Source organism: Arthrobacter sp. UYCu512 (assembly GCF_040547075.1).
Taxonomy (GTDB): Bacteria; Actinomycetota; Actinomycetes; order Actinomycetales; family Micrococcaceae; genus Arthrobacter.
The window spans coordinates 1-26,122 of the sequence record NZ_JBEPPA010000015.1 but is presented as its reverse complement, the minus strand read 5'-3'; the positions used below and the strand labels follow the sequence as shown (position 1 = coordinate 26,122).

General features: G+C 62.6%; 22 protein-coding genes and 2 tRNA genes. 21 read left to right on the top strand and 3 right to left on the bottom strand.

Translation table 11 applies throughout. The features are described from left to right. The first annotated feature begins 1 nt into the window (after position 1). From ABIB49_RS15455 to ABIB49_RS15435, 5 genes are all read left to right on the top strand, one after another. The gene (locus ABIB49_RS15455) at positions 2-748 is read left to right on the top strand and encodes an HAD family hydrolase (RefSeq protein WP_282360372.1); all 747 of its coding nucleotides are present in this window, start codon (positions 2-4) and stop codon (positions 746-748) included. A 131-nt stretch (positions 749-879) separates the two neighbouring features. Continuing rightward, a tRNA-Gln gene (locus tag ABIB49_RS15450) sits at positions 880-951 on the top strand. A 131-nt stretch (positions 952-1,082) separates the two neighbouring features. After that, positions 1,083-1,155: transfer RNA gene (locus ABIB49_RS15445), tRNA-Glu, on the top strand. Positions 1,156-1,251: 96 nt separating this feature from the next. After that, on the top strand, positions 1,252-2,997 hold the full coding sequence (locus tag ABIB49_RS15440) for a dynamin family protein (protein ID WP_354157323.1): 1,746 nt from the start codon (positions 1,252-1,254) through the stop codon (positions 2,995-2,997). Further along, positions 2,994-4,610: a GTPase gene (locus tag ABIB49_RS15435; RefSeq protein WP_354157322.1), complete on the top strand. Its 1,617-nt coding sequence runs from the start codon at positions 2,994-2,996 to the stop codon at positions 4,608-4,610. The genes ABIB49_RS15440 and ABIB49_RS15435 overlap by 4 nt, the downstream gene beginning before the upstream one ends. A 69-nt stretch (positions 4,611-4,679) precedes the next feature. Here ABIB49_RS15435 and ABIB49_RS15430 read toward each other — a convergent pair whose 3' ends face one another. Both ABIB49_RS15430 and ABIB49_RS15425 read right to left on the bottom strand, forming a co-directional pair. Next, positions 4,680-5,216: a DUF1697 domain-containing protein gene (locus ABIB49_RS15430; protein WP_354157321.1), complete on the bottom strand. Its 537-nt coding sequence runs from the start codon at positions 5,214-5,216 to the stop codon at positions 4,680-4,682. A 17-nt stretch (positions 5,217-5,233) separates the two neighbouring features. Further along, positions 5,234-5,953: an IclR family transcriptional regulator gene (locus ABIB49_RS15425; protein WP_226776205.1), complete on the bottom strand. Its 720-nt coding sequence runs from the start codon at positions 5,951-5,953 to the stop codon at positions 5,234-5,236. Positions 5,954-6,079: 126 nt separating this feature from the next. Between ABIB49_RS15425 and leuC the strand changes: the two genes are divergently transcribed. From leuC to ABIB49_RS15395, 6 genes are all read left to right on the top strand, one after another. Further along, positions 6,080-7,534 carry a 3-isopropylmalate dehydratase large subunit gene (gene leuC / locus ABIB49_RS15420; RefSeq protein ID WP_354157320.1) on the top strand — a complete coding sequence of 485 codons (1,455 nt, stop codon included), beginning with the start codon at positions 6,080-6,082 and terminating at the stop codon, positions 7,532-7,534. A 42-nt stretch (positions 7,535-7,576) separates the two neighbouring features. Beyond that, positions 7,577-8,179, top strand: a complete 603-nt coding sequence (gene leuD / locus ABIB49_RS15415; protein WP_354157319.1) for a 3-isopropylmalate dehydratase small subunit — start codon at positions 7,577-7,579, stop codon at positions 8,177-8,179. 153 nt (positions 8,180-8,332) lie between these two features. Next, positions 8,333-9,658 (top strand): UDP-N-acetylglucosamine 1-carboxyvinyltransferase, encoded by a 1,326-nt coding sequence (gene murA / locus ABIB49_RS15410; protein WP_253032501.1) that lies wholly within the window; start codon positions 8,333-8,335, stop codon positions 9,656-9,658. An 11-nt stretch (positions 9,659-9,669) separates the two neighbouring features. Further along, positions 9,670-10,479, top strand: a complete 810-nt coding sequence (locus ABIB49_RS15405) for a lysophospholipid acyltransferase family protein (protein ID WP_354157318.1) — start codon at positions 9,670-9,672, stop codon at positions 10,477-10,479. Beyond that, complete coding sequence (locus tag ABIB49_RS15400) at positions 10,476-11,528, top strand: NAD(P)H-dependent glycerol-3-phosphate dehydrogenase (protein ID WP_354157317.1); 1,053 nt, start codon at positions 10,476-10,478, stop codon at positions 11,526-11,528. The genes ABIB49_RS15405 and ABIB49_RS15400 overlap by 4 nt, the downstream gene beginning before the upstream one ends. Beyond that, positions 11,525-12,670 carry a D-alanine--D-alanine ligase family protein gene (locus ABIB49_RS15395; protein ID WP_502913819.1) on the top strand — a complete coding sequence of 382 codons (1,146 nt, stop codon included), beginning with the start codon at positions 11,525-11,527 and terminating at the stop codon, positions 12,668-12,670. Before ABIB49_RS15400 ends, ABIB49_RS15395 begins: the two co-directional genes overlap by 4 nt. Before the next feature lies 1 nt (position 12,671). Here ABIB49_RS15395 and ABIB49_RS15390 read toward each other — a convergent pair whose 3' ends face one another. Next, the gene (locus tag ABIB49_RS15390; protein ID WP_354157315.1) at positions 12,672-13,184 is read right to left on the bottom strand and encodes a DUF3515 family protein; all 513 of its coding nucleotides are present in this window, start codon (positions 13,182-13,184) and stop codon (positions 12,672-12,674) included. 240 nt (positions 13,185-13,424) lie between these two features. On the opposite strand from ABIB49_RS15390, the gene ABIB49_RS15385 reads away from it, so the two are divergent. From ABIB49_RS15385 to ABIB49_RS15340, 10 genes are all read left to right on the top strand, one after another. Then, positions 13,425-14,087: a hypothetical protein gene (locus ABIB49_RS15385; protein WP_354157314.1), complete on the top strand. Its 663-nt coding sequence runs from the start codon at positions 13,425-13,427 to the stop codon at positions 14,085-14,087. 66 nt (positions 14,088-14,153) lie between these two features. After that, on the top strand, positions 14,154-15,356 hold the full coding sequence (locus ABIB49_RS15380; RefSeq protein WP_354157313.1) for a glycosyltransferase family 4 protein: 1,203 nt from the start codon (positions 14,154-14,156) through the stop codon (positions 15,354-15,356). Continuing rightward, complete coding sequence (locus ABIB49_RS15375) at positions 15,353-17,107, top strand: glycosyltransferase family 4 protein (RefSeq protein ID WP_354157312.1); 1,755 nt, start codon at positions 15,353-15,355, stop codon at positions 17,105-17,107. The genes ABIB49_RS15380 and ABIB49_RS15375 overlap by 4 nt, the downstream gene beginning before the upstream one ends. Further along, positions 17,107-18,009 carry an ABC transporter permease gene (locus ABIB49_RS15370; protein WP_354157311.1) on the top strand — a complete coding sequence of 301 codons (903 nt, stop codon included), beginning with the start codon at positions 17,107-17,109 and terminating at the stop codon, positions 18,007-18,009. Before ABIB49_RS15375 ends, ABIB49_RS15370 begins: the two co-directional genes overlap by 1 nt. Continuing rightward, complete coding sequence (locus ABIB49_RS15365) at positions 17,996-18,874, top strand: ABC transporter ATP-binding protein (protein ID WP_354157310.1); 879 nt, start codon at positions 17,996-17,998, stop codon at positions 18,872-18,874. The genes ABIB49_RS15370 and ABIB49_RS15365 overlap by 14 nt, the downstream gene beginning before the upstream one ends. Then, positions 18,874-20,781 (top strand): glycosyltransferase family protein, encoded by a 1,908-nt coding sequence (locus tag ABIB49_RS15360; protein ID WP_354157309.1) that lies wholly within the window; start codon positions 18,874-18,876, stop codon positions 20,779-20,781. Before ABIB49_RS15365 ends, ABIB49_RS15360 begins: the two co-directional genes overlap by 1 nt. Positions 20,782-20,805: 24 nt before the next feature. Next, the gene (wecC, locus tag ABIB49_RS15355; RefSeq protein ID WP_354157308.1) at positions 20,806-22,059 is read left to right on the top strand and encodes a UDP-N-acetyl-D-mannosamine dehydrogenase; all 1,254 of its coding nucleotides are present in this window, start codon (positions 20,806-20,808) and stop codon (positions 22,057-22,059) included. After that, complete coding sequence (locus ABIB49_RS15350; protein ID WP_354157307.1) at positions 22,056-22,847, top strand: hypothetical protein; 792 nt, start codon at positions 22,056-22,058, stop codon at positions 22,845-22,847. Before wecC ends, ABIB49_RS15350 begins: the two co-directional genes overlap by 4 nt. A 2-nt stretch (positions 22,848-22,849) precedes the next feature. Beyond that, positions 22,850-25,093 (top strand): glycosyltransferase, encoded by a 2,244-nt coding sequence (locus ABIB49_RS15345; RefSeq protein WP_354157306.1) that lies wholly within the window; start codon positions 22,850-22,852, stop codon positions 25,091-25,093. A gap of 327 nt (positions 25,094-25,420) precedes the next feature. Beyond that, positions 25,421-26,065, top strand: a complete 645-nt coding sequence (locus ABIB49_RS15340; protein ID WP_354157305.1) for a transposase family protein — start codon at positions 25,421-25,423, stop codon at positions 26,063-26,065. Positions 26,066-26,122 lie beyond the last annotated feature (57 nt).

The window sequence follows — 26,122 nt, the reverse complement described above, 5'->3', positions numbered from 1 at the left end:
AATGAGCTCGCCTGAGGCAATCACCGGCGCCCGGACAGCCGCCCTGGCCGCCGGCCTGGACGGCATCCGCGGCGTACTCTTCGACATCGACGACACCCTCGTTGACCTCGAGTTCGCCATGACGGCAGCCCTTCGCGACGTCAGCGAACATCTGTTGCCCGCACTGGACCAGGCCGGGTGGGAGAAGTTCGGGCGGATTTTCACCCGCGAGACCACGCATTTTTACGACCGGTACCTGGCCGGGGAACTGACGTTCAACGAGCAGCGGCTGCTCCGGGGCCGGGCTGCGCTGGGACATTTCGGCGTGGAGCTGGCGGAGGGGGAGCAAGCCCACCATTGGGTCAGTTCCTACGCCAGCCGGCAGCACGGCTACATCCGCGCCTTCGACGACGTCACCCCGGTCCTGGATGCGCTGGATGCCGCCGGGATTCCGTACGGGGCAGTGAGCAATAACGTCCACGACTACCAGCGGGTCAAGCTGGACGCTGCCGGCCTGGCGCGCATCAGCGTGCTGGTGGGGACGGACACCGTGGGTGCGGCGAAGCCGGATCCGGCGATCTACCTGGAGGGGGTCCGGCGCCTCGGCTCCGGCGCCGGCGAGACGCTGTATGTGGGGGACAACCGCCTCCTCGACGCTGACGGTTCGACGGCGGCCGGCCTCTTGGGCGTCTGGCTGAACCGCGGCGGGGAGCCTGCCCCGGGCTTTGCCGGCCGCGAAATCGGGACCTTGCTGGAGCTGCTCGCGTAGCCGGCTCCCGCTAATTGCGGGAGCCGGACGGCCCGATTTGTACAGACGGAAAGTCTCGGGTAAAGTAATTACTCGTGCTGAGGCGCCGGGAGCGCGGGTTTTGACCCAAGGATCCGGCCCGAAAGTTCCATTGGGATATGGTGTAATTGGCAACACTACGGTTTCTGGTACCGTCATTCTAGGTTCGAGTCCTGGTATCCCAGCTCTGAAAAATCCTCGGAAATCCGCGGATTATCAGGGGTTTTGAACCGGTACGGCCGGTTTGAAACACTTGCTGAGTGTATGAAATAATTGCTTAGCGCGAACGGCAGCAATGCCGTTCTGGAGAGTACGCGGCCCCATCGTATAGCGGCCTAGTACGCTGCCCTCTCACGGCGGTAACGCGGGTTCGAATCCCGCTGGGGTCACAGATAGAACGGTCCCGGGCAACAGCCCGGGGCCGTTTTTCGTTGTCCGGGGCCCCAGCATCCATCGGGACGCGCCTGAACTGGCATGATGAAACCGTGAGCTCCGACAATACCTCCGGCCCGGGCATTGAACTGCTGGAAGCCGTCCATCGCGACCTGGCTGCAACCGTGCTGCCGCTGGTCCTGCCCGGCGCCGATGACGCCCGGCGTGACATCCGCAACGCCCTCGCCCAGCTCGAGGACTACATCCTCCCGCGCTACCGCAGCCTGGACGCGCCGCTCCTCGCCGTGGTCGGCGGGTCTACCGGTGCCGGGAAATCGACACTCGTCAACGGGCTTGTGGGCCATGCCGTCACCCGCGCCGGCGCCATCCGGCCCACCACCCGCCAGCCCATCCTGCTGCACCACCCCGCGGACGGGCGCTGGTTCGAGGACCAACGGGTGCTGCCGAGCCTGAGCCGGATCCGCGGCACGCTCAACCCTGCGCCGCTGCCCGCCAATCAGGCCGGTCCCACGCCGGACGCCGCAACGGTCAGCTCCCTCGTACTGCTCGCCGACACGGCGGTGCCGCAGGGAATCGCCCTGCTGGACGCGCCCGACGTCGACTCGATTTCCGCTGACAACCGCAAGCTGGCGGGCCAGTTGCTGGCGGCCGCCGACCTGTGGGTCTTTGTCACCACCGCAAACCGCTATGCCGACGCCGTCCCGTGGCGCCTGCTGCTGAATGCGGCCGCGCGGGACATTATGGTGGCCGTGGTCCTGGACCGGGTCCCGCCCGCCGCCGAAGCCGAGGTCAGCGCGGACCTGCAGTCCATGCTCAGCCGGGAAGGCCTCGGCGGGGCCCGCCTCTTTGTTGTACCCGAAGCGGAACTGGACCGGATGGGGATGCTTCCGGACGCCGCCGTCGAGCCCTTGCGGCGCTGGCTGCAGGAAATCGCCGCGGACGCCGCCGGGCGCGCCGGCATCGCCCGGCGGACCCTCAACGGAACTGTCAAGGCCCTGGCGGACCGCGTCGAGGCGGCGGCGCAGGCAGCCGAAGGCCAGGACCATGCCGCTGACGTCCTGGCAGGTGACGCCCGTGACGCCTACCGGGACGCCGGGGCCAGGATCCTGGAGGCCACCCGGGACGGCGCCCTGCTCCGCGGCGAGGTCCTGGCCCGCTGGCAGGACTTTGTCGGCACCGGCGAGTTTTTCCGGGCGATGGAGCAGAACATTGGCCGGTTCCGTGACCGGGCCGCCGCGTTCTTCCGGGGCGAACCGGCACCTGCAGTGCGGGTGGAGACGGCGATCGAGACCGGCTTACAGGCCGTTATTATCGATGAGGCCGCCAACGCCGGCGATGACGCGGACGGGCGCTGGCGCTCCGATCCTGCCGGCCGCCAGCTGCTGGGCAGCGATGACCTCTCCGGCACCTCGGATGGCTTCGCCGAAAAGGCCGCTGCCGAAATCCGGGCCTGGCAGGGGAGCCTTATGGAACTGATCCGGACTGAGGGCCAAGGCAAACGCACGCAGGCCCGCTGGTTGTCCTTTGGCATCAACGGGCTCGGCGCCGCCCTCATGATTGTGGTGTTCTCCATGACTGCAGGGCTGACCGGGCTGGAGGTCGGCGTCGCAGGCGGTACCGCAATAGCCGGGCAGCGGCTGCTCGAAGCGGTGTTTGGCGAAGACGCCGTCCGCCGGCTGGCCAAGACGGCCCGGGAGGACCTCCACGCACGCTGCCAGGTCCTGCTCCGGGACGAACAGCAGCGATTCCTCGACCGGCTTGACCTCTCCGGCGGAATCGATCCCGCGGTGCTCGCGGGCCAGGCCGCGGCGCTCCGCCGGCTGGCGGCCTCCGCATGAGCCGCCACGGCGCGGCCGCCGAGGCCACCCGGCTGGACCGCAGGCTTATGGCATTGAACGAAGCGCGCGAACTGGCAGCCGGGGCGCTCCCCGAGGAGGTCCTGGACAGTGTGCTGCAGGTGCTGGAGCGGGCGAGCTCACGGCGCTCCCTTTCTGCGGAGCACACAGTGGTCGGATTCTTCGGAGCGACGGGCAGCGGTAAGTCCTCCCTTTTCAACGCTGTCAGCGGGGAGGAAATTGCGACGGCAGCCGCCCGTCGGCCTACGACCTCCGAACCGCTCGCCGGCATCTGGGGAGCCGAGGGCAGCGAAGAGCTCTTGGACTGGCTGGAGGTCCGGAATCGGCACCACGCCAGCCCGGTCCCCGGTTTCGCCGACGAGGGCACGGGCCTGATCCTGCTGGACCTTCCGGACTTCGACTCCACCCGGGCTGCCAACCGTCAGATCGTGGAGCGGATGGTGGGACTCGTCGACGTCCTCGTTTGGGTGCTCGATCCGCAAAAGTACGCGGACGCCGCGGTGCATAACGACTTCCTCAGCCCCTTGGCCTCCCACGGCGCCGTCACCCTCGTGGTGCTCAACCAGATCGACCGGCTCCCGGACCGGGACATTGCCCCCGTGCTGGAATCACTCAAAGGCATCCTGGCGCGGGACGGGCTGGGGAAGGTGCAGGTCATTGGTGCCTCCGCCGTCGTGGGCACCGGTGTGGACAAAGTCAGGGCCGCCATTCGGCAGGTGGCCACGCAGCGGCAGGCCCAGTCGCAGCGCCTCGCCGCGGACGTTACCCGGGCCGCAGCGGTGCTTGCCGAATCGTCCGGGCAAGGCGGGGCGGCCGGGGTCAAGGCTGCGTCAACGTCTCGGCTGGCGGCGGAACTGGCAGTTGCCGCTAACGTCCCGGTCGTCGTGGACGCGGTGGTCCGGTCCTACCAGCTGGAGTCAACCCGCCGCACGGGCTGGCCCGTCACCCGCTGGCTGGTCCGGTTCCGGCCCGATCCGCTCAGGCGGCTGAACCTGCGCCGGGAGGGCGCCAGGCCGGACGTGAACCGCACCTCGCTGCCGCCGGCGGGCGCCCCGGAGCGGGCCCGCACTGATGCCGCGGTCCGCGAATTTGCCGATGCAGCATCCGACGGCGCCCCCGGCCCCTGGCGGGCCGTCATCCGCGGCGCGGCCCGTGAGGGCCGGGACCGGCTTCCGGACGCGCTGGACCAGGCCATCGCGGGCACCGAGCTGAAGGCCGGACGCAAGGCCTGGTGGTGGGTGCCGTTTAACATCCTGCAGTGGCTGGCATTGCTGACGGCGCTCGGCGGTTTCGCCTGGCTCGGCGTGCTCGCGGCGCTGGGCTACTTGCAGCTTCCCGTGCCGGCGGTTCCGCTGGTGCAGGGCTGGCCGGTGCCGACAGTGATGATCGCCGGCGGGGCGCTGCTCGGGATTGTCCTGGCCATCCTGGCGAAGTTCGTCGCCGGCGCTGCCGCACGGGCGCGGGGCTCAGCGGCCCGGAAACGGCTCGAAGCTGCCGTCGCTGCCGTGGCGGCGGATCTGGTTGTTGAGCCTGTGGAACTTGAGGTTAGCCGGCTCGGGTCTTTTAACAAGGCACTGCAGGCGGCTGCTCACTAACCGCTTTCAAGGGATGCTGGACCTGCCGCTGCGCCGGGCGGTCAACCGACCCGCCCCTAACTGAACCGCCTACAGCAGTGCGGCGGCGTCGCGGACCTTGATCATGGTGCGCAGGTTGCGCGTGGTGGTGGAGGCCTTGTACTTCGGCTTCGCGGACAGCTTGCTGAACGGGCTGTCCAGGGTGCCGCCGGCGGGTGCCAACCACGCCAAGGCTTCCGGTCCCAGCGCGGTTAGCTGTGCGCCGTCCAGGGCCTGGCCGGCCTCATACAGCTCGGCAAGCACCCCGAGGTCCGAGCCCAGCGTGAGATAGGTATGGGTGGTTGCGTCGTCAGCGGGGTAGGGGCACGCAGCCACCAGCTCGCCTACGCGGTCCGCTGGCAAAACCACCACCCAGGCGTCATAACCAAACGCCTCCCGGAGGCAGGCCTCGAATTCCGTTTTAACGCCGGCGGCGGGCAGTTCGCTTGAGAGCACGACATTTCCGCTGGCCAGGAGCGTCTTCACGTCCGAAAACTGACGGGACGCGAGGGCCTGCTTCAGCTCGGCCATTTTGATGGTGATGCCGCCGACGTTGACCCCGCGCAGGAACACCGCATAACTGCTCATGCGCACAGCCTATGCCGCTAGTCGCTGGTTTTGCGCAGCGCCTCGGTCAGCACCCGGGCGGCGTTGCAGACCACCTCGGCGTGCAGCCGGCCCGGCTGGCGGGTGAGGCGTTCAATCGGACCGGAGATCGACACTGCCGCGATCACCCGGCCGGACGGTCCGCGGACGGGGGCCGAAACGGAGGCCACGCCCGGCTCGCGTTCGCCGAGGCTCTGGCCCCAGCCGCGGCGCCGCACCCCGGCCAGCACGGTGGGGGTGAAACGGGCGGCCTGCAGACCTTCAAGGAGCCGGTCATGGTCCTCCCAGGCGAGGAGCACCTGGGCGGCGGAACCGGCCTTCATGGACAGCTGGGTGCCGACGGGAATGGTGTCGCGCAGGCCGATGGGCCGTTCGGCGGAAGCCACGCAGACGCGCCACTCACCCTGCCTGCGGAAAATCTGGGCGCTCTCACCGGTGGCGTCGCGCAACTGCATCAGGACGGGCCCGGCGGAGGCGATCAGGCGGTCCTCACCGGCCGCGGAGGCCAGCTCCACAAGGCGGCTGCCGAGCACAAAGCGGCCCTGGATGTCGCGGCTCACCAGCCGGTGATGGACCAGCGCCAGCGCCAGCCGGTGCACGGTGGGCCGAGCCAGTCCCGTGGCGGCAACAAGCTGCGCCAGGGTGGTTGGGCCTGCCTCAAGTGCGTCAAGCACATGGGCGGCTTTATCGATGACACCGACTCCACTAGAATTGTCCATGTAATGATATTGCCGTCTCATTATCTGAGATGCAAGTCAACGCGCTGGCGCAGGACGCGGGCGGGCTGATTCAGTGGTGGGAACAAGCAGTTACGTACGAAAATACCGCAGTGAAGGGAGCAGGCCGTGGCAAAGACACTGGCCGAGAAAGTCTGGGGCGCGCACGTTGTGCGCAAAGGCGACGGCGAAGGAGTCAACGCCCAGCCAGACCTTCTCTTCATTGACCTCCACCTGGTGCACGAAGTGACCTCCCCGCAGGCCTTCGAAGGGCTCCGGCTGGCCGGGCGTCCGCTTCGCCGGCCCGATCTCACCATCGCCACCGAGGACCACAACACGCCGACCCTGGACATCGACAAGCCAATTGCCGATCTCACCAGCCGCACGCAGATCCAGACCCTGCGCAACAACTGCAAGGAATTTGGTGTCCGGCTGCACTCCCTGGGGGACGCCGAACAAGGCATCGTGCATGTGGTGGGCCCGCAGCTGGGCCTCACCCAGCCTGGCATGACAGTGGTCTGCGGCGACTCGCACACCTCCACCCACGGGGCCTTCGGGGCCCTGGCGATGGGCATCGGCACCTCCGAGGTGGAACATGTGATGGCGACCCAGACGCTGTCCCTGAAGCCGTTCAAGACCATGGCCATCAACGTCGAGGGCACACTGCGCCCCGGGGTGTCCGCCAAGGACATCATCCTGGCCGTCATCGCCAAGATCGGCACCGGCGGCGGCCAGGGCTACGTGCTGGAATACCGCGGCTCCGCAATCCGGGCACTGTCCATGGAAGCCCGGATGACCATCTGCAACATGTCCATCGAGGCCGGCGCCCGCGCCGGACTCGTCGCCCCGGACCAGACGACTTACGACTACATGTTCGGCCGTCCGCACGCACCCCAGGGCGCCGAGTGGGATGCCGCCGTCGACTACTGGAACACCCTGCGCACGGAGGATGACGCGAGCTTCGACGTTGATGTGGACCTCGACGCCGACACCCTGGAACCGTTTGTGACCTGGGGGACCAACCCGGGCCAGGGCGTGTCCTTGTCCGCGAAGGTGCCCTCGCCCGAGGACTTCGGCGACGAGAATGCCAAGGCTGCGGCGGAACGTGCGCTGCAGTACATGGGCCTGGAAGCCGGCACCCCGATGAAGGACATCCGCGTCGACACGGTGTTTTTGGGATCCTGCACCAACTCCCGGATGGAAGACCTCCGTGCGGCCGCGGACATCATCCGCGGCCGCACCAAGGACCCCAACATCCGGATGCTTGTGGTGCCCGGCTCCGCCCGCGTCCGCCTCGAGGCCGAGGCCGAGGGCCTGGACAAGGTCTTTAAGGACTTCGGCGCCGAATGGCGCTTCGCCGGCTGCTCGATGTGCCTGGGTATGAACCCGGACCAGCTGGAACCGGGGGAGCGCTGCGCCTCCACCTCGAACCGCAACTTCGAGGGCCGGCAGGGCAAGGGCGGACGCACCCACCTGGTCTCCCCGGTGGTGGCGGCCGCGACCGCTGTGCGCGGCACCCTGAGCTCGCCGTCGGACCTGGAACCTGCGCCCGAGTCCGCGGCCCTGAGCGCCGATGCCGCGTAGCTTCCGACAGTCACTGATCCACACAGCCTAGAAGGATCCGCCATGGAAAAGTTCAAAACCCACACCGGCATTGGCGTCCCGCTGCGCCAAAGCAACGTCGACACGGACCAGATCATCCCCGCCGTCTACCTCAAACGCATCACGCGCACCGGTTTCGAAGATGCACTCTTTGCCGGCTGGCGCAAGGACCCGGCGTTCATCCTCAACCAGGAACCTTTTAATGCCGGTTCGGTGCTGGTGGCCGGGCCTGACTTCGGTACCGGGTCCTCCCGGGAGCACGCCGTCTGGGCACTTAAGGACTACGGCTTCAAGACCGTACTTTCCTCACGCTTCGCCGACATCTTCCGCGGCAACTCCGGCAAGCAGGGCCTGCTCGCCGCCGAACTCGCCCAGGACGACATTGAACTGATCTGGAAGGAACTGGAGAACGCGCCCGGCACCGAAGTCACCGTGGACCTTGTCTCGAAGACCGTGATCTGCGGCAATATTGTGGCCCCGTTTGAGATCGACGACTACACCCGGTGGCGCCTGCTTGAGGGCCTGGACGACATCGGGCTGACACTCAAGCACGAGGAAGACATCACCACTTTCGAGGCGACCCGTCCCGCGTTTATGCCCAAGACCTTGCCGGCCAAGATGTCCTGACACGCCGAGCCCGACGCCGGATTCGAGTCCGGTGAACGGTGCGGCTGGGAAGGTGCGGCACACCCCGTATTTCAGATCGGTAACGCAAGCTCCTATGCTTAGCAGGTGCCTTTGGAAGGTTTTGGGGGCGAGTAGTCGTGAGGAAAGCCGTATATGAGTAGTGTTCTGACAATCCGCGGAGGCGTCCCGCTGACTGGCCGCGTCACCGTGCGCGGGGCCAAGAATCTTGTCCCCAAAGCAATGGTGGCTGCCCTGCTGGGCAATGAGCCATCCGTGCTGCGCAACGTCCCCGAGATCAAGGACGTTGAGGTTGTCACCAGCCTGCTCCAACTCCACGGCGTCACGGTTGAGAAGGACCCCATCACCGGGGACCTGACCCTCGACCCGAAGGGCGCCAAAACCGCCTCGAGCACCGCCATCGACGCCCATGCCGGCGATTCACGCATCCCGATCCTGCTCTGCGGGCCCTTGATCCACGCGATCGGCGAGGCCTTTATCCCGGACCTGGGCGGCTGCAAGATCGGCGACCGACCCATCGACTACCACCTGAACGTGCTCCGGCAGTTCGGCGCCGTGGTGGAAAAGCGTCCCGGCGGCATCCACATTTCAGCGCCGGACGGTCTCAAGGGCGCCAAGATTTCCCTGCCGTACCCCTCCGTTGGAGCCACCGAGCAGGTCCTGCTGAGCGCCACAAGGGCCGAGGGCATCACGGAGCTTTCCGGTGCTGCCACCGAGCCGGAGGTAGTGGACCTCATCGCCGTGCTGCAGAAGATGGGCGCCATCATCAGCGTCCAGACCGACCGCACCATCCGGATCGAAGGCGTCCCGGACCTTGGCGGCTACAACCACCGCGCCCTCTCGGACCGCAACGAGTCGGCATCCTGGGCCTCAGCGGCGCTGGTGACGAAGGGGGACATCTTCGTCGAGGGCGCCACCCAGCGGGACATGATGACGTTCCTGAACACCTACCGCAAGGTCGGCGGCGGGATGGACATCGGCGACGACGGCATCCGGTTCTATCACAAGGGCGGCAAGCTCAACCCGCTGGTCCTGGAGACGGACGTGCACCCCGGGTTTATGACCGACTGGCAGCAGCCTCTGATCGTTGCGCTGACCCAGGCCGAGGGCGTGTCAATCGTGCATGAAACCGTGTACGAGAACCGTTTCGGCTTCACCGACGCGCTGATCCGGATGGGCGCCAACATCCAGGTCCACCGCGAATGCCTCGGCAGTGTGCCGTGCCGGTTTGGCCAGCGCAACTTCCTGCACTCTGCCGTCATTTCCGGCCCCACCCAGCTGACCGGTGCAGACATTGACGTCCCGGACCTGCGGGGCGGATTCAGCCACCTGATCGCGGCGCTGGCTGCGAATGGCACTTCGCGGGTCACCGGAATCGACATTATTAACCGCGGCTACGAGCGCTTCACCGAAAAGCTCGCCGGCCTGGGCGCGGACTTCGACATCACTTCAGCCGGGTAGCGGGGGACCACGTGAAGGAAACCGCCAAGAGCCACACCACCTTTGTCCTTGTTGCCGGAATTGTCCGGCCCGTCATGAACCTGTTGATGCGCAAGCAATGGATCGGGCTGGAGAAGTTGCCCGTTGGCGGCTTTATTGCAGCACCCAACCACTGCACTGAAATCGATCCGCTGGTGGTGGGGCACATGCTCTACAACCAGAAGCGGATGCCGCACTTTCTGGCCAAGGAGGGCCTTTTTAAGGTGCCGGTGCTGGGATTCGTGCTGCGCGCCACTAAACAAATCCCGGTGGAGCGGTCCTCGGCTGGTGCCAACCGCTCGCTGCAGATTGCCCGGGACGTTGTGAACGAGGGCGGCGCCATTGTGATCTATCCCGAAGGGACCCTGACCCGGGATCCTGAGTTGTGGCCGATGAAGGGACACACCGGCGCGGCGCGTATGGCGCTGGAGGGCGGGATACCTGTGGTGCCCATGGCTCATTGGGGGGCACACGAGGTCCTTCCCCGCTACGCCAAGCGGTTCCATGTCTTTCCGCGGAAGACCTCCCGCCTGGTGGTGGGCGATCCCGTGGACCTCAGCGCCTTTGCGGGCCGGCCGCTGGACAAGGCCACCCTCGCGGAGGCGACCAACGTGATCATGGACTCCGTCACGGAACTCCTGGCCACCCTCCGCGGCGGGCAGCCCCCGCTGGTCCGCTGGGATCCTTCGGCGCACAACCAGACCACGCACGGCCGCTTCGTCGCAGGCGGCGACCAAACAGGTGGCGCAGCAGGCAGCCGACCCGACGCCGGAACGTCCACCGACGCGGACGGCGACGCATGACGGCGGATGCCCGCGCCCTGTCTTCCGCCAGCCGGGTGGCTGTCCTCGGAGCCGGATCCTGGGGGACCACCTTCGCCAAGATCCTCGCAGATGCCGCCGCGGCCTCCGGCGTTGAGCGGGAAATCCGGCTGTGGGGCCGCCGCAGCGCGGTGGTGGAACAGATTAACCTGAAGCACCGTAATGAGCAGTACCTCAAGGAAATTGCGCTTCCCTCCAGCATCACCGCGTTTACCGACGTCGCCGAGGTTCTCGCCGGCGCGGAGCTGGTGGTCCTGGCCGTACCCGCACAGACGCTGCGGCCGCAGCTGCGCGAATGGGCGGCCCTGATACCGCCGGGCGCCCTGGTGGTGTCCCTGATGAAGGGACTCGAGCTGCACTCCGATGCCCGGATGAGCGAAGTAATCTCTGCTGAACTTGGCATTCCCGCGGACCGGATCGCCGTGGTCTCCGGCCCCAACCTGGCGATGGAGATCGCCCGGGAAGAGCCCACCGCCTCGGTGGTGGCCTGCTCGGACGCGGCGGCGGCCGGCTGGATAGCGCGCAGCTGCACGGCGCCGTATTTCCGCCCGTACACCACGGCCGACGTCGTCGGCGTCGAAATCGGCGGGATCGTCAAGAACATCATCGCCCTGGCCGTCGGAATCTGCGAGGGCAAGCAAATGGGGGATAACACCAAGGCGTCGGTGATCACCCGCGGCCTCGCGGAGACCTCCAGGCTGTCCCTGGCGCTGGGCGGCGAGGCGCAGACGATGGCCGGACTGGCCGGTCTTGGCGACCTCGTGGCTACCTGTTCCTCGCCGTTGTCACGGAACCACACGGCCGGACGGCTGCTGGGCAGAGGCCTGACCCTGGATGAGGTGGCAGCTGAAATGACGCAGACCGCCGAGGGGATCAAGTCGGCGCAGGCCGTTCACGAGCTGGCGGGTAAACTCGGCGTCGAGATGCCAATCACCGCGGCAGTAGTTGCCGTCCTGGCCGGAAAACTGTCCGTTGATGAACTGGGGCCGCTGCTGCTGTCCCGTGATCTGAAACCTGAAGGCGATTACTGAGCGTGACTGAAGAAGAAGTGAACACAGCGGGCCAGGGCGCCCGGCCCCGAGTGGCGGTGCTGTTCGGCGGCCGGTCCAGCGAACATGCGGTCAGCTGCGTGACCGCTGCCGGCGTGCTCGGCGCGATCGACCAGGCGAAGTACGAGGTCATCCCCATCGGGATCGCCAAGTCCGGCCAGTGGGTGCTGGCCTCCGGGGACACCCGCGACTGGTCACTTTCGGCGTCCTCCCTGCCGGAAGTTGCACCGTCGGCCCGGACGGTGGCACTGGCCGAGATCGGCGGCGAACACCAACTGATCGTGGCCGCACCGAACACTGTCCCGCAGGAGCTCGGTGCGGTGGATGTGGTGTTTCCCCTGTTGCACGGCCCGTTCGGCGAGGACGGTACCATTCAGGGTTTGCTGGAGCTTTCCGACACCCGGTACGTCGGTGCCGGTGTGCTGGCGTCCGCCGTCGGGATGGACAAGCACTTTATGAAAGTGGTGTTTGAATCCGCCGGGCTCCATGTGGGTCCCTACATCGCGGTCACGGACCGGCAGTGGCGCAATGATCCGGAGACCGTCCGCAAGCGTGTGGACCGGCTCGGCTTCCCGGTCTTCGTGAAGCCGGCACGGGCCGGCTCATCCATGGGCATCTCCAAGGTGGATTCCCTGGACGGCCTGGACGCCGCAATCGAGGCCGCCCGCGAGCACGACCCGAAACTCGTCATCGAAGCGGGCATCGTGGGCCGCGAAATCGAATGCGCAGTGCTGGAAGGCCGGGGGACCGACGCTCCCCGGACGTCCATGCCGGGGGAGATTGCCGTGGCCGGCGGCGGGCATGAGTTTTATGACTTCAATGCTAAATACGTCGACGACGCCGCCGAGCTCAGCTGCCCGGCAGATCTCCCGGACGAAGCCATCGCCCGGGTCCGCGAGCTTGCCGCCGTTGCGTTCGACGCCGTTGGAGCCGAAGGCCTGAGCCGGGTCGATTTCTTCTACACGCCTGAGGGCGAGCTGATCATCAACGAAATCAATACCATGCCCGGATTCACACCGAAGAGTATGTACCCGCAGATGTGGAAAGCCTCAGGCCTGGGCTACGCGGAGCTGATCGACGAACTGATCTACCTGGCGCTGCACCGCACCACCGGCCTGCGCTAGCCTACGGGCTTGGCGGCAGGTTCTCTGCGTTTTGCAGGTCCGCCTGGCCCACGCAATTCCGCGTCGCTGGCAGTTTCGATGCGGAGGACGCGAGGTCCGCGAGCACGGTGGCGGAACTGATCTTGTTCGGATCCAGCAGGATTTCGGTGGCTGGTTCCCGACCGAAGGTGGTCAGGGTCCATACCGGGTCGCCTTCCTTGATCACCCAATCGACGCCGTTCACGCTCACGCAGCGGTCCGTCGTCGGCCCGGGAACGTTGACCCCGCAGCGCAGGACCAGCAGGGACGGTTCACCCCAGGCGGCGGTGGCCTGGCTGTTGGTCTTGCGCAGCTTGGCGTCACCAATCGCATCCGGCAGCGCCACCATCATGGGGGCGCACGCGGCGTTGGCAGCATCCTTGGCGGGCGCGACGTCGACTACCGGGGAGCACGCACTCAGCAGGACCCCGGCGATGGCCGCCGCGGCAAGAATTCGGAGCGGACGTGCCGGGGCCGGGAAACGGAAGTGCTGCATTCGTTAAGCCTATCCCGCTCTGTTTACTGGCAGCGCCCCTCCCGGACAGGAAAGCGGAGTGGTGAGGCCCGCGTAATGGGCCGGTGTCCCCGCGGCGAACACGTATGATTAGGGTTTGCCGTGGCTTTGCGCGGCGGCTTTTAGCAAGGTTCGACGACGAACATCACGACGTTCCGAACTGGATTGGCTTTGGGGGAGCACTTGAAAACACGACATAGGGAATGCCGCAGGCACTCATCTGTGACTAGCCTGATTCCGGCCTCCGCGTTGGCGGGTGCGCTCATCCTCATCCTCACCCTGAACCTCGGTGTACCGGCTGCGCACGCCGAGGATGCCCCGCCAGCAGAGCCCGGCATCATCATCGTAGTGCCTCCGCCGGTCGGGACGCCGTCCCAGGAACCGGTACCTTCCGATCCAGCAGTACCCCCGGCGGACCCTATGCCCGCCCCGGAGCCGCCGCCTGCCACGACGGGGCCGCCGGCTCCGGGTGTGCCCGCCTCGCCGCCGGCCGCCGACATGCAACCCGAGTTCCCCGTTGCCCCGGCCGCAGTGGTGGGCGCCGGCGCCGGCCCTGTTAGGCCTATCCGTCCAACGGCCGCCCTGGTCCCACCGGCTGAGCCCCTGCCGGCCTCGGAGGCGCTGCAGCCTTCCCGCGAGCCGTCGCTTGCCAGTGCCACACCATCACCTTCAGCCGCCGCCACCAACTCAGCTGTGGCCGTTCCGAACGTGGAACCAGCCGTGCCGCAGGCGGGCACAGAAATCCAGGCGGCGGTCGTTGCGGCGACGGGTAGTCCGTTCATGATCCAGTTCCTGACTGTCCTCGGCCTGCTTGGCGCCGGGTTTGCGTACTTCCGGGCCTTGGGGTCCAAGGGCTTCCGCGCTGCCGCCAAGACCGGGAAATAGAGCGGCATGCCGCAGTCTTTGACCAACAGCACCAAAGCTCACGGCGCGGTGCGCCGCGCCACGCGCGTGACACTGCTAACTCACTCGTACTGGCCGGAGAACAGCCCGCCCCAGCGTCGTTGGACAGCCCTGCTGAGGGAGTTCTGCGCCTCCGGCTGGGAATTCGACGTGGTGACACCCGTAGCACATTTCCCGGTGGGACGCCGTGAGCTTCCCCGCGATCTGGCGGGCCGGGCATTCCGGAAACAAAAGGGCCAGTTTACCGAGCTGATCCGGCGGGTACCCTTCGTCCCGCACGGCAACTCACACCTCGCCCGATTGCTGGACCAGTGTTTTTCGGCGGCAATGACCGTGCCGCTGGGTTTGCTGACGCGTCGGCCGCAAGTCGTGATCGCTACGGCCCCGAGCCTGCCAATCCTGGCTGCCGGCTACTTGTTGGCCCGACTGCGGGGTGTTCCGCTCATTGTGGAAATGCGCGACGCTTGGCCGGACCTGGCCAGAGACTCCCGGATAGTCCGGGGGCGGGTGAAGAGCGTGGTGGAACTTGCGGTCGAGTTCGTCCAGCAGCGTGCGGACCTGGTGGTCACCGTGACCGAGGGTTTCGCTGAGACACTCCGCTCCCGCGGGCTCAAGAACGTCACGACCGTGAGCAATGGCCTCCACGTTGACGCCATTCCATTTCTGGGGCCACCGGAGCTTGAGCGGGACGTGTTTGAGGCCCTTTATCTGGGCAACCACGGCGAAAGTCAGCGGCTGGACGTGGCAATCCGGGCCAGTGCCCTGGTGGGCGATGCCATGCACCTGCATCTGGTCGGGCATGGAACCCAGCGTCCGGCGCTAGAGAAACTTGCCGCTGAACTTGGTGCACCCGTCACGTTCCATCCTCCGCTGCACGGCCAGGACGTTATGGACCGCTATGCCTCGGCGGACACGTGTGTAGTTTCGCTTCGGGATGACTGGAAATCGTTTGAGACCACCATTCCCTCCAAAACGTATGAAGTGCTGGCCATCGGCCGCCATGTCACGGCCGTTGTCAAGGGTGAGGCGGCGCGCATTATCGAAGAGGCCGAGGCCGGCGACATTGTGGCCAGCACCCCAGAGGCCGTCGCCGCGCTGTGGCGCGACCTGACCGCGGACCGCTCACGCCTGGTACGGACTGATACCAGCCGCCAATGGGTCAAAGAGCACGCCGACTACACGCAGTTGGCGGAGCGCTACATGGCGCTTATTTCCGAACTGCTCGTGAAAGCGCCAGCCACTCAGCCATGATTCACCTTTTTCGCAACCTGCGCCTGGCGGCCGGCGTGGCCGCGGCTCACCTTTCGGACGATCCAGTCCTGCTGTTCCTGCAAATCACCCGTCGGCTGCCGGCACGCGCGATCCGGCCGATGGCGCGTGCGGTGGGAAAGGCGGCCGGGTCGCGGTCAACGGCCTTGCCGGTGCTGCTGGCTGCGCTGGTAAGGGGGGACGACGCCGATCTCCGGCGCCGTCTTAATCTAGCCGTCGGACGGAATTGGACAGGAACCCGTGCCGGGCGCCTGTCGGATATCGCCATCACTGCGAACTTGCCCGACATTGCCGCTCACTTCCTCGCCGGTGCGGTCAACACGTCGCGGCTGAAGCCTGCCGTGGCGCGCAAGCTCTGGTACGACGGCGCGGTCACGGCCAGTGTTGCGGCGTTGGAGAGCGGAGGGCCGGGCGAGCGCCGCCAAGCGGCCCGCCTCGAGGCTGAGATGGCCGTCGTGCGCGGCTGGGCGCCCGTCCTTGGGCGGCGGACCTACAAGGCTGTCCCAGGGCGGGTCCTGCATCTGCTCACCAACTCGCTCCCGCACACGGGAAGCGGTTACGCACAACGTTCGCACTCGATCCTGCGTGCCCAGCAGGATGCTGGCTGGGATGTGTTGGCCGTTACCAGGATCGGGTACCCGGTCCTGGTGGGCAAGTTGCTGGCCAAGTCGCTGGATTTCGTGGACGGCGTTTCCTACCAGCGGCTGCTTCCGGCGAAGCTGGCCGCTACTGCGGACGCCCGTCTACAGCAGCAAGCGGAAGAGTTGCTCAACGTGGCCCTGGAGTTCAGGCCCAGTGTTCTGCACACCACCACGCACTACGTCAATGGCCTGGTGGTCCGTGCAGTAGCAGAGGCGTTGGGCATCCCGTGGGTTTACGAGGTCCGGGGGCAACTGGCGGACACCTGGGCCTCCACCCGTGGGCCTGCTGCTCTTGAGAGCGAAAAATACCGGCTGTTCCAGCAGCGCGAAGCCGAGGTCATGCAGGCCGCTGACTTGGTGGTGACCCTGGGTGAGGCGATGAAAGCCAACATCGTTGCGGCCGGTATTCCCGCGAGGAGAATCCTCATAGCTCCCAACGGTGTCGGTGGACAGTTCTTGCTGGAACCGTTGACAACCGCCGCCGCCCGCCGGGAACTTGGCCTCATCGAAGATGGGCAATACATCGGAACCGTCAGCAGCTTGGTACCCTATGAGGGCATAGACGACCTCATTGCCGCCTTCGTGCTGCTTGCGGGAAGCCATCCCGACCTGCGGTTGCTGATTGTAGGAGACGGCGTTTCACTCCCCTCGCTGAGGGAACAGGCGAGGCTGTGCGGCCATGGTGACCGCATCCTGTTCACCGGACGTGTTGCACGCGATCATGCAGTCCACTACCACCAAGCGTTGGACGTTTTCGTTGTCCCTCGCAAGGATCTTGAGGTCACACGATCCGTAACTCCGCTGAAGCCTGTGGAGGCCTTGGCCTGCGCCCGACCGGTTGTTGCCAGTAATCTTCCTGCGCTCCGGGAAATCGTCGACGACGGCGTCAACGGACTGCTGGTCCAGCCCGAATCGCCTGAAGATCTCGCTCAGGGCATCTCTGCGCTTCTTTCCGGTGCGAGCCGCCGGTCCGAAATGGGGAGTGCTGGCCGCGCGGCCGTCTTCGCGGGCAGGACGTGGGCCGCGAATGCCAAGGCTCTCGCCGAGAACTATGCTCTACTGCGTCACGAATCATTTAGGAGAACCGAGTAGTGTCTGCACAAAGCAATGTCGTGCCCTCGACGGAAGTCGTTCCTGAAGTGGCGGTCCAGCCGCTTTCCGTCGATATGCGGAGACTGACTCGGGTCGGCTCTCGGCCTGGGTTCCTCGATTACCTTGTACGGCTATGGGACTTCCGGCAGTTCATTTTCTATGACGCCCGGGCACGCGTTCAAAGTGGAACAAGGCGTGATCGTCTCGGGAGTGCGTGGTTGCTCCTGAACCCGATCTTCAACGGTTTGACGTACTACCTGATCTTTGGACTCTTGCTGCAGACCAGCGGCGGGATCGAGAACTTCCTAGGCTACCTGGTAGTCGGGATATTCATATTCCAGTTTAGCTCTGGAGCAATAACAGCTGGGGCGCGCTCCATTCGCAGTAATAAGGCTGTAGTCCAGGCCTTCAATTTTCCCCGGGCGGCACTTCCAATCGGCGCCAATGTGCGGGAGCTGCTTGCAGCGGTGCCGCTGATTCTGGCCATGCTGCTCATTGTCGTTGTGTTGCCTCCGGGCGAGAAGATAACTTGGCTGTGGCTCCTGGTGGTCCCTGCTGTTCTTCTTCAGGCACTCTTTAACCTTGGGGTTGGGCTGATCCTTGCGCGCATCATCTCCCGGGTGAACGACGTAACTCACCTGATTCCCTTTGGACTCAGGGCCTGGATGTACGGTTCAGCAATCTTCTACACATATGACCGATTCGTCACCCACCCGCAGATTCTGGCAGCCATCAAGCTCAACCCTCTATTTAACATGATCGACATCGTTCGAGACTGCGTCCTGTATGCCAAGGTTCCTCAATGGCAGTCCTGGGCGATTCTTGCAGCTTGGGCGCTGGGTGTCTTCGTCGTTGGCCTTGTCTATTTCTGGAAGGGTGAAGAGTCCTATGGACGCGGGTGAGCAAGAGATATACATCGAGGGACACCCGTGTGTAGTGGTGGATAGCGTGGCGATGCGGTACCGCGTTGCCTCCAGCGAACCGTCGGCCGAGGATGACCGCTCCCGACGCTTTCGGCGAGCAGTGCGCAAGTCCAACATGGTCACCGTCCGCGCTCTCAATGAACTGTCACTTGTGGTGGAACGCGGTGAATCCGTTGGGATCATCGGCCGGAACGGCTCCGGAAAAAGTACTTTGATGAAGATTATCAGTGGGCAGTCGAAGCCAACTTCGGGGGCTGTTTACGCCTCCAGCACTCCTATCATGCTCGGCGTCAACGCAGCCTTGGTTCCGGACTTGTCCGGGGACCAGAACGTCATCCTCGGGTGCCTGGCCATGGGGATGAGCCGGTCCGAGGCGGGCGAGAGATTCGACAGCATTGTCGAACTCTCCGGCCTTGAGAAGTCGATTCACCTGCCGATGAAGTCCTATTCCTCGGGGATGTCCTCAAGGCTGCGCTTCGCCATCGCGGCGGCGGTCGATCCCGAGATCCTATTGGTGGACGAGGCCCTGAACACCGGTGACGCGCAGTTCGCGGACCGCAGCAAGCGACGGATGGACGAACTTCGGGAGCAAGCCGGCTGTGTCTTTCTCGTGAGCCACAGCCTCGAAACCATTAGCGATATGTGCACCCGAGTTATCTGGCTGGACAAAGGCGATCTCATCATGGACGGTGAGTCGGCCGTGGCAATCAAGGCCTACCAAGAATTCACTAAGCACCTTTCCAAGGGAAATAACAACTCCGCCTCGGAAATCTTAGACAATGCCAAAGCCCTTCTGGTTGCCACCGAGGTCCGTGAACGATCCTCGCGACGGGACCGACGCTGATGGGCAAGTTCGCGAGCGTGAGGACTGCGCTGTGGCATTTGAGGTCCGGTGGTCTCACCCAGCTCAAAGAGTGGCGGCTGCGCCAGAAAGCCGAACAAGGCATTTTCGTTCCGCAAAACATCAAGGGTTCAATGGGCGGATGGGCAGGGCGCGGACGTAAACGCCAGTTGAAGTTCGCGCCGTACGAGTTTCCCAAGACGGGACCACGTCGGGAGGATCTGAACGTCGGCGTGATTCTCGACGATTTTACGCGAACCGCATTTGCCTACGAATGGAAGCTCTTTGACTTGACCAAGGAGCAGTGGCGCGCGCAGCTCCACCAAAGTCCGATCGATTTCCTGTTCGTAGAATCCGCATGGAATGGAAATTCAGGATCCTGGCAATACCAGCTCACTGGCCGTTCTGGTCCGGGGACGGAGCTAATACAACTAGTTGAGTGGTGCCGAGCTCAGGGAATTCCAACCGTTTTCTGGAACAAAGAGGATCCGCCCCACTACCAGGATTTTCTTCGGACCGCCAAGTTATTTGATCAGGTGTATACGAGTGATTCGGACCGCATTCCGGATTACATCCGGGATCTAGGCCATGACAGGGTCGGAACGTTGCCCTTTGCGGCTCAGCCGGCAATCCACAACCCCATTCGTCCAGCTCACGGATGGCACTCCCGTGGCGTCGCCTTCGCGGGGATGTATTTTGCGCATAAGTATCCGGAGCGCCGAGCACAAATGGATATGCTCTTGGGCGCAGCCATGTCGGATGGCGGAACGCGCGGCGGTGCTCTGGAAATCTTTTCCCGCCAGCTGGGCGGGGACGAAAATTACCAGTTCCCTCAACCCTATGAAAAATATGTGGTGGGTTCCTTGAACTATGCGGAGATGCTCACCGCATACCGAGCTTACAAGGTATTTTTGAATGTAAATTCTGTGACCGAATCGCCCAGCATGTGTGCTCGCCGGATTTTCGAGATCACGGCCTCGGGGACCCCCGTGGTCTCGACGCCCAGCGCGGCTATTTCACGGTTTTTCGAGGATGTTGAGGTTCCCGTTGCCGCGACTAAGATTCAGGCCGAGAATATTCTGAACAGGCTGATATCCGACACCGAATTCAATGAACGGGTCGTTCACAAGGCCCAGCGCCGTATTTGGGGGGCACACACCTATGCACACCGGGCAGAAGTAATCCTCCAAGACATTGCACCTGATCAATCGAGGCCGGTCACGCTCCCGTCGGTCAGTGCCCTGGTGAGTACAATGCGTCCTCACCAGCTGGAGCATATTTTGCAGACTGTCGGCAGACAGCGCGGCGTCGATGTGGAACTCGTTTTGCTCACACACGGATTTGAGGCTGACGCCGACCACCTGGCCCATCTTGCGCATATAAATAACGTGGGGAAATACAAAGCACTCGCCGCCGCGAACGCTCTGTCTCTGGGAGAGTGCCTCAACCTTTGTGTTGCAGCGTCCACTGGGACTATTCTCTCGAAAATGGATGACGATGACTACTACGCACCAAACTATCTTATTGATATGTTGCACACGTTGAGCTATTCCGGCGCAGATGTAGTTGGAAAGCAGGCCCACTACATGCATTTCCTTTCCAGCGGAGCGACGGTGCTCCGGGCTGCACACATGGAACATCGATTCAGTCGCCTCGTTATGGGTCCGACAATTACGGCGCGCCGGGAAATTTTCGAAGCGCATCCGTTTGAGCCACTACGACGTGGCGAAGACACCGCGTTCTTGGGTTCCGTACTGAGTGCGAAAGGAAGTATTTATTCGGCCGATCGATTTAATTTCTGCCAAATGCGAAGCCCTGACGGTCATACCTGGTCCGTTTCGGATGAAGAGCTTGCACGCACGGCCGAACCTATGTTTTACGGAGATCCGCGTGAGAAAATTAGAGCATAACTTACGGCATGAGGGGACATTACAGTGCTAACAATAGAGAAAGTTGCCGTCATCGGGTTGGGTTACATCGGCCTTCCTACCGCAGCAATACTCGCGGCCAATGGCATCCGTGTCATCGGCGTAGATGTGAATCAGGGCACAGTAGATGCCGTGAACAGAGGCGAGGTACCGTTTGTCGAACCTGACCTGAGTGTGCACGTTGCTGGAGCTGTGAGTCAGAAGCTTCTGTCCGCTTCAACTGAGACACCGACGGCAGACGCCTACATCGTCGCCGTGCCAACGCCGTTTCTATCCGACCGTACGGCGGACCTCAGCTACATTGAATCGGCGGCGCTCGGTATTGCCCCGCAGCTTCGAGGGGGGGAGCTGATCATACTTGAATCGACTTCCCCGCCACGTGCCACTCGTCATTTGGCCAACTACATTCTCGGGCTACGTCCCGACCTTTCGAGTGACGGAGCCAACGGGAAGCCGGTCGTTCATTTTGCTCACTGCCCCGAACGAGTCTTACCAGGCCGGGTCATGATTGAACTCGTAACGAATGACCGGATCGTAGGCGGCACTACGCGTGAAGCAGCTGAACGCGCCAAAGACCTTTATGGAGTATTCTGCCAGGGTGAGATTCACCTGACCGACGATGTGACTGCTGAGATGGCAAAGCTAGTCGAAAACGCGTATCGAGATGTTAACATTGCATTCGCAAACGAGTTGTCGTTCATTAGCGACACCGTCGGTATTGATGTATGGGAGCTAATCCGGCTCGCCAACCATCATCCTAGAGTCAATATTCTCCAGCCGGGCCCCGGTGTTGGAGGCCACTGCATAGCAGTAGACCCGTGGTTCATCGTTGCTGCGGCGCCGGAGGATGCCAAGCTGATAAGACAGGCACGCGAAGTCAACGATTCCAAGCCAGAATGGGTAGTTGGAAAGGTCATGGATGCGTTGTCTGGGTTGCCGGCCAAGTCCGAGATTGCAGTCCTCGGACTCGCATTCAAAGCAAACATTGACGACCTCCGCGAGTCGCCGGCCGTTGAAATCGCCAAACGCTTGGCGGACGCATTGCCAGAGAAATGCATTAATGTCGTCGAGCCTCACGTGCAAGAACTCCCATCATCACTGACCGGTCGCAACAACATTTCTCTCCAGGATTTGGAGCATGCCTTGGAACGATCGGCGGTCGTAGTTCTTTTGGTAGACCATGAAGCGTTCACCAAGCTCACCGATGATCAGCTAATTGGTAAAGCTGTGATCGATACACGAGGGGCACTGAAAGTATGAACCCCGAGAGTGATGTCGATAGATCTGGTGTCAATATTGTCGAGACCTTCCAGGCACACGACGGTCCACTGGTGCAGGGCTCTGTAGGGGTTCTTTGCAGCGGCGCTTTGTCACGTCGGGAACTTCAGATTGTGCAGGCGGATCTTTTCCTAATCCGGAGTGCTGATGAATTTCGCAGTGCCACGTCTGCGAGCCTTCACAGCTTTCTGATCCTGCCAAGCGGTATAGATCTGACACGTGAGCTGCTTCTGTCCGGCGCGTTCCAAAATGACGTAACCCTCATCTGGGCCTTTGACCAACCTGTTTTGGAGTCGCTACTGACTCTTGACACTATGGGGCTAAGCCAAGGAACCTCCATATTCGGATTCGCGGGGATGAACGATGATTCCCTGCTGATGACTCGCAGAAGTAATGACGCGGTTCTAGATCGCGGCAGTTTTGAAGCTGGGCTGCGAACGGCGCGCATGGAAACGACAAAGCCGAGTATGGCGCTCCATGGGGGCGAAGAATTGTCGTCGGCAGAGCTCCGCGACCTCCGGTTCAAGCACCTCAACCTCCTAAAGACGCTTGGGCCAACCCTTCCTTCGAAGTCTGCCGAAATCGATGACTCCGAGAAGCCTCGGGAACCACTAAAGCTAGAAAATGATCTCATACTGCTGAAGCGACGCTATGACGCCCTCGATCGAAAATACACGGCCTTGGCCAACTCTCGACTCGGGCGGGTGACTTTGAAACTTTGGGACCGCAAACGCCGTGGCCTACTAGCCAGCCAAAAACCAAGGAACTGAGAATGATGAAAGCGAACGCCGCCCGCGAAGCGAATGAAATTAAGCTCGACATCGACTATGGGCCACGTATGTTCACTGATGCTAAAGCTAGAGCCGATGAGATCGATGAGCTCAGCCGCACCAGTTCATTGGAGCCCTTGTGGGTCAACGACTGTGATGCGGGCTGGCGGCCAGGGGTCACAGTAGTGATCCCGAGTTACCGGGGTGCCGACCGGATTGGGACTTGCCTTCAGTCGCTTTTGGACCAAGATCTTGATGCGCGGAGTTTTGAAGTCGTTCTCGTTATCAACGGAGTTGACGATGGGACGCTTGGGATTGCGCAGGCATTTAGCCAAAACTATCCGGAGCATTCGCTTCGCATTCTGTTTCAATCGCAGCCTAGTGCTGGCGCTGCTCGAAACCTCGGCATTGCCGCTGCAGCGTTTGAATATCTCACTTTTGTTGATGATGATGATTACGTAGGACCATCCTTCCTGTCGGGCCTAATTAAAGTGGCTTCGCAATCTTGCGTGGCAATTTCCCCGATCGTTAATGTCCAACCCGACGGTGTGGAGGATTCAGATAGTCCGCTCAACGCCCAAATTCTTTCCCGCTCGACGTCGAAGTTTAAGCTAATTGAAGCCAGTAGTATTATTGGGTTCAATGCATGCAAACTTTTCCCTACCGCTGCGCTGTCTACTGTGCGTTACGTTGATGAGCTCCAAAGCGGTGAAGACGTGTGTTTTATGGCAGCTGTGGCCACCCAAAATGACTTTGACGCTCTCGTCAGCACCAAGGATCGGGCCGGGGCATACTTCAGAACCCTTCGGGATGAGTCGATATCACGTCAACCCTTAACCTATAACTTTGCCATCGAGCAGCGTCTGGCAGTCATTCGGGTGCTGGAATCACAGCGCTCTTGGGATGGCTCGGCCAACGACAACCTGCTCAGCACGTTAATCCGATCCCAGGCTGGCTTCACTAGGCGTTACCTCGATGAGCACCCAGAAGAACGCGAAGAGATCATTGCTTCCGTAGATGAATTCGAAGTCAAGGACTTTCCGTGGTCTCTGCTCAACAAGGGAATTGCCAAGGACCTGGTGGTAAGTTACTGCTTCGCCCCGTACTCCGATACCAGCGCTACAGTCGCATCCAAGGCAATTGTCGAACGCGGGCTCATAGTTGACGTTATTCACAACAACATGGGTAAGGTCCGGCGGAAGGATGCCAACCTTGGGACAATTGCGGGTAGGTTGATTGACAAGACCGTCGAGATAGATGCTCCGCCTTCATTTGCAGGGTGGAAGCAAATTTCTGAGTTTGTATCCAAGGGAATATCGGTGGCCGATAGGCAAGATGCCATTGCGGGTGGCTACCGAACTCTATACAGTCGGGTTCTTTGGCCTGGCTCACACTTTTTAGCAGCTCTATTCAAACTGCGGCATTCGACCGTCCGGTGGACGGCTGAATTCTCCGACCCCCTCAGTCACGACGTTATGGGCCTCAAGCGCGCAGGTGACCTAGAGCGCGATGATATGTTTGAAGTATTTAATCGAGGCGTTCTGTCGAGAGGGTTTGCTGCGCCCAAGACTGATAGTCTTTTCATCTGGTGCGAATTCATCACCTACGTACTCGCTGATGAGATTATCTTTACTAATGAAAACCAATTAGCATATATGCTCAGCCATATTTCGGACAGGAAACTTCGTCGTCACGTAGCTGAAAAGGCGGTGGTCAGAGTTCACCCAACACCGCCGGCCCGCAGTTATGAATTACTCCCATCCGATTACCCGTTGTCGAATTCTGTTATTAACATCGGATATTTTGGCGCATTTTATGAAAACCGAGGATTGATGGAAGTCTTAACCGCCCTCGTCAATTCGCCGAGCGAGGTGCGTAAGCGTACACGCCTTCATGTATTCACAAACAAGGCCGAAGAGCTGGCGTTGACCGTCCAGCGCCTTGGCCTCACAGGAGTGGTGAAATCCCAGGGCTATCGTCCCTATCTCGAGTTCCTGAATTTGGTGACCAGATTTGATGTGTTGCTGGTGAACGACGTAGAACGTGCGGGGGAGTTGCAGATAAATCCGTTCCTCCCCTCAAAGTACTCCGACTATCTCGGCGCCGGTCGTCCTATCTGGGGGGTAGTGGACGAAGGCAGCCCCCTTAGCGGCAAGCCGCTGGAGTATAAGTCGGCAGTCGGAAATGGTGTTGAGGCAGTAGCTGTGCTCAATCGAATTCACACGGATTGGGCGCCGAACCTATAGAAAGACGGGATGGTTCCCCGTGTATTTTGGTCTTTGTCGCTTTGACAATTTGTGGTCAATGCTTTTTATTTTGCGAAGTTTAGCTGCCCTTAGCATTTAGGTATGGTTGGTTTGTTCCGCCCGGTAGGGGCGGCGGACGCCGGCGGCGAGTAGGCATCTGAGCCGGTGGTTGGTGAAGTTGCGGAAGCCACGGGCGATTCTGCGGGTGGTTTCGAGGCTCTCCGCGATTGGTAGTGAATTCGGGCCCGTGTCTTTAGGCGTGAGGGGCCCGTAGCCCTGTTGTGATGGATGTTCTTGACGCATTCATCGATGACAGGACTAGGAGCCTTGACCGAGCTTACTTCCCGGCGCCCCGACGCTGCCACCGCCATCTTCAACCTGTCTGACTACCGCGTTCTTGAAACAGAGATTCTAGGCTTCGGGCAGCGGCGGATCCACGTCGAGAGCACCATCGAATCCGGGTGCCCGGACTGCGGGGTTATCGGCACCCGCCGGCATATACGGCACCGGCAGCGGGTCCGCGATATTCCCCTCGCCGGACCGGTTGAGGTCATCTGGTCCAAGCGCCGCTATTTCTGCGACGAATCAGAATGCCCCCGGGGAACGTTCTTCGAAGCCACCGTCGAGGTTCCGCGTCTGGCCCGCTCCACTCGACGGCTGCGGGACATGCTCGTCTCCGCGGTCATTGATTCCGGCCGCGCCGCCACCGAGACCGCTGCCGCGCACGGGGTTTCGAGGTGGCTGGTCCAGCGGGCCCTGAACGTGGCGGCCACCAGGCGTCCGGACGTGGACAAGCTGCGTCCACGGATGCTGGGCATCGACGAACAAAGGGTCCGGTCCGTCCGGTTCTTCAAGGACCCCGCTACCAAGGCCTGGAAGCGCTTCGAGCCCTGGATGACTACGATCGTGGATCTGGATACCGGGCAGGTCCTTGTGGTTGGGTCCCCAGATAGAAGTCCAGTGTCTGTGTGAGTTTCGTGTCCGAGAATGGACACAGGAGGAAATTCACGAATCATGGCACGCAGACAT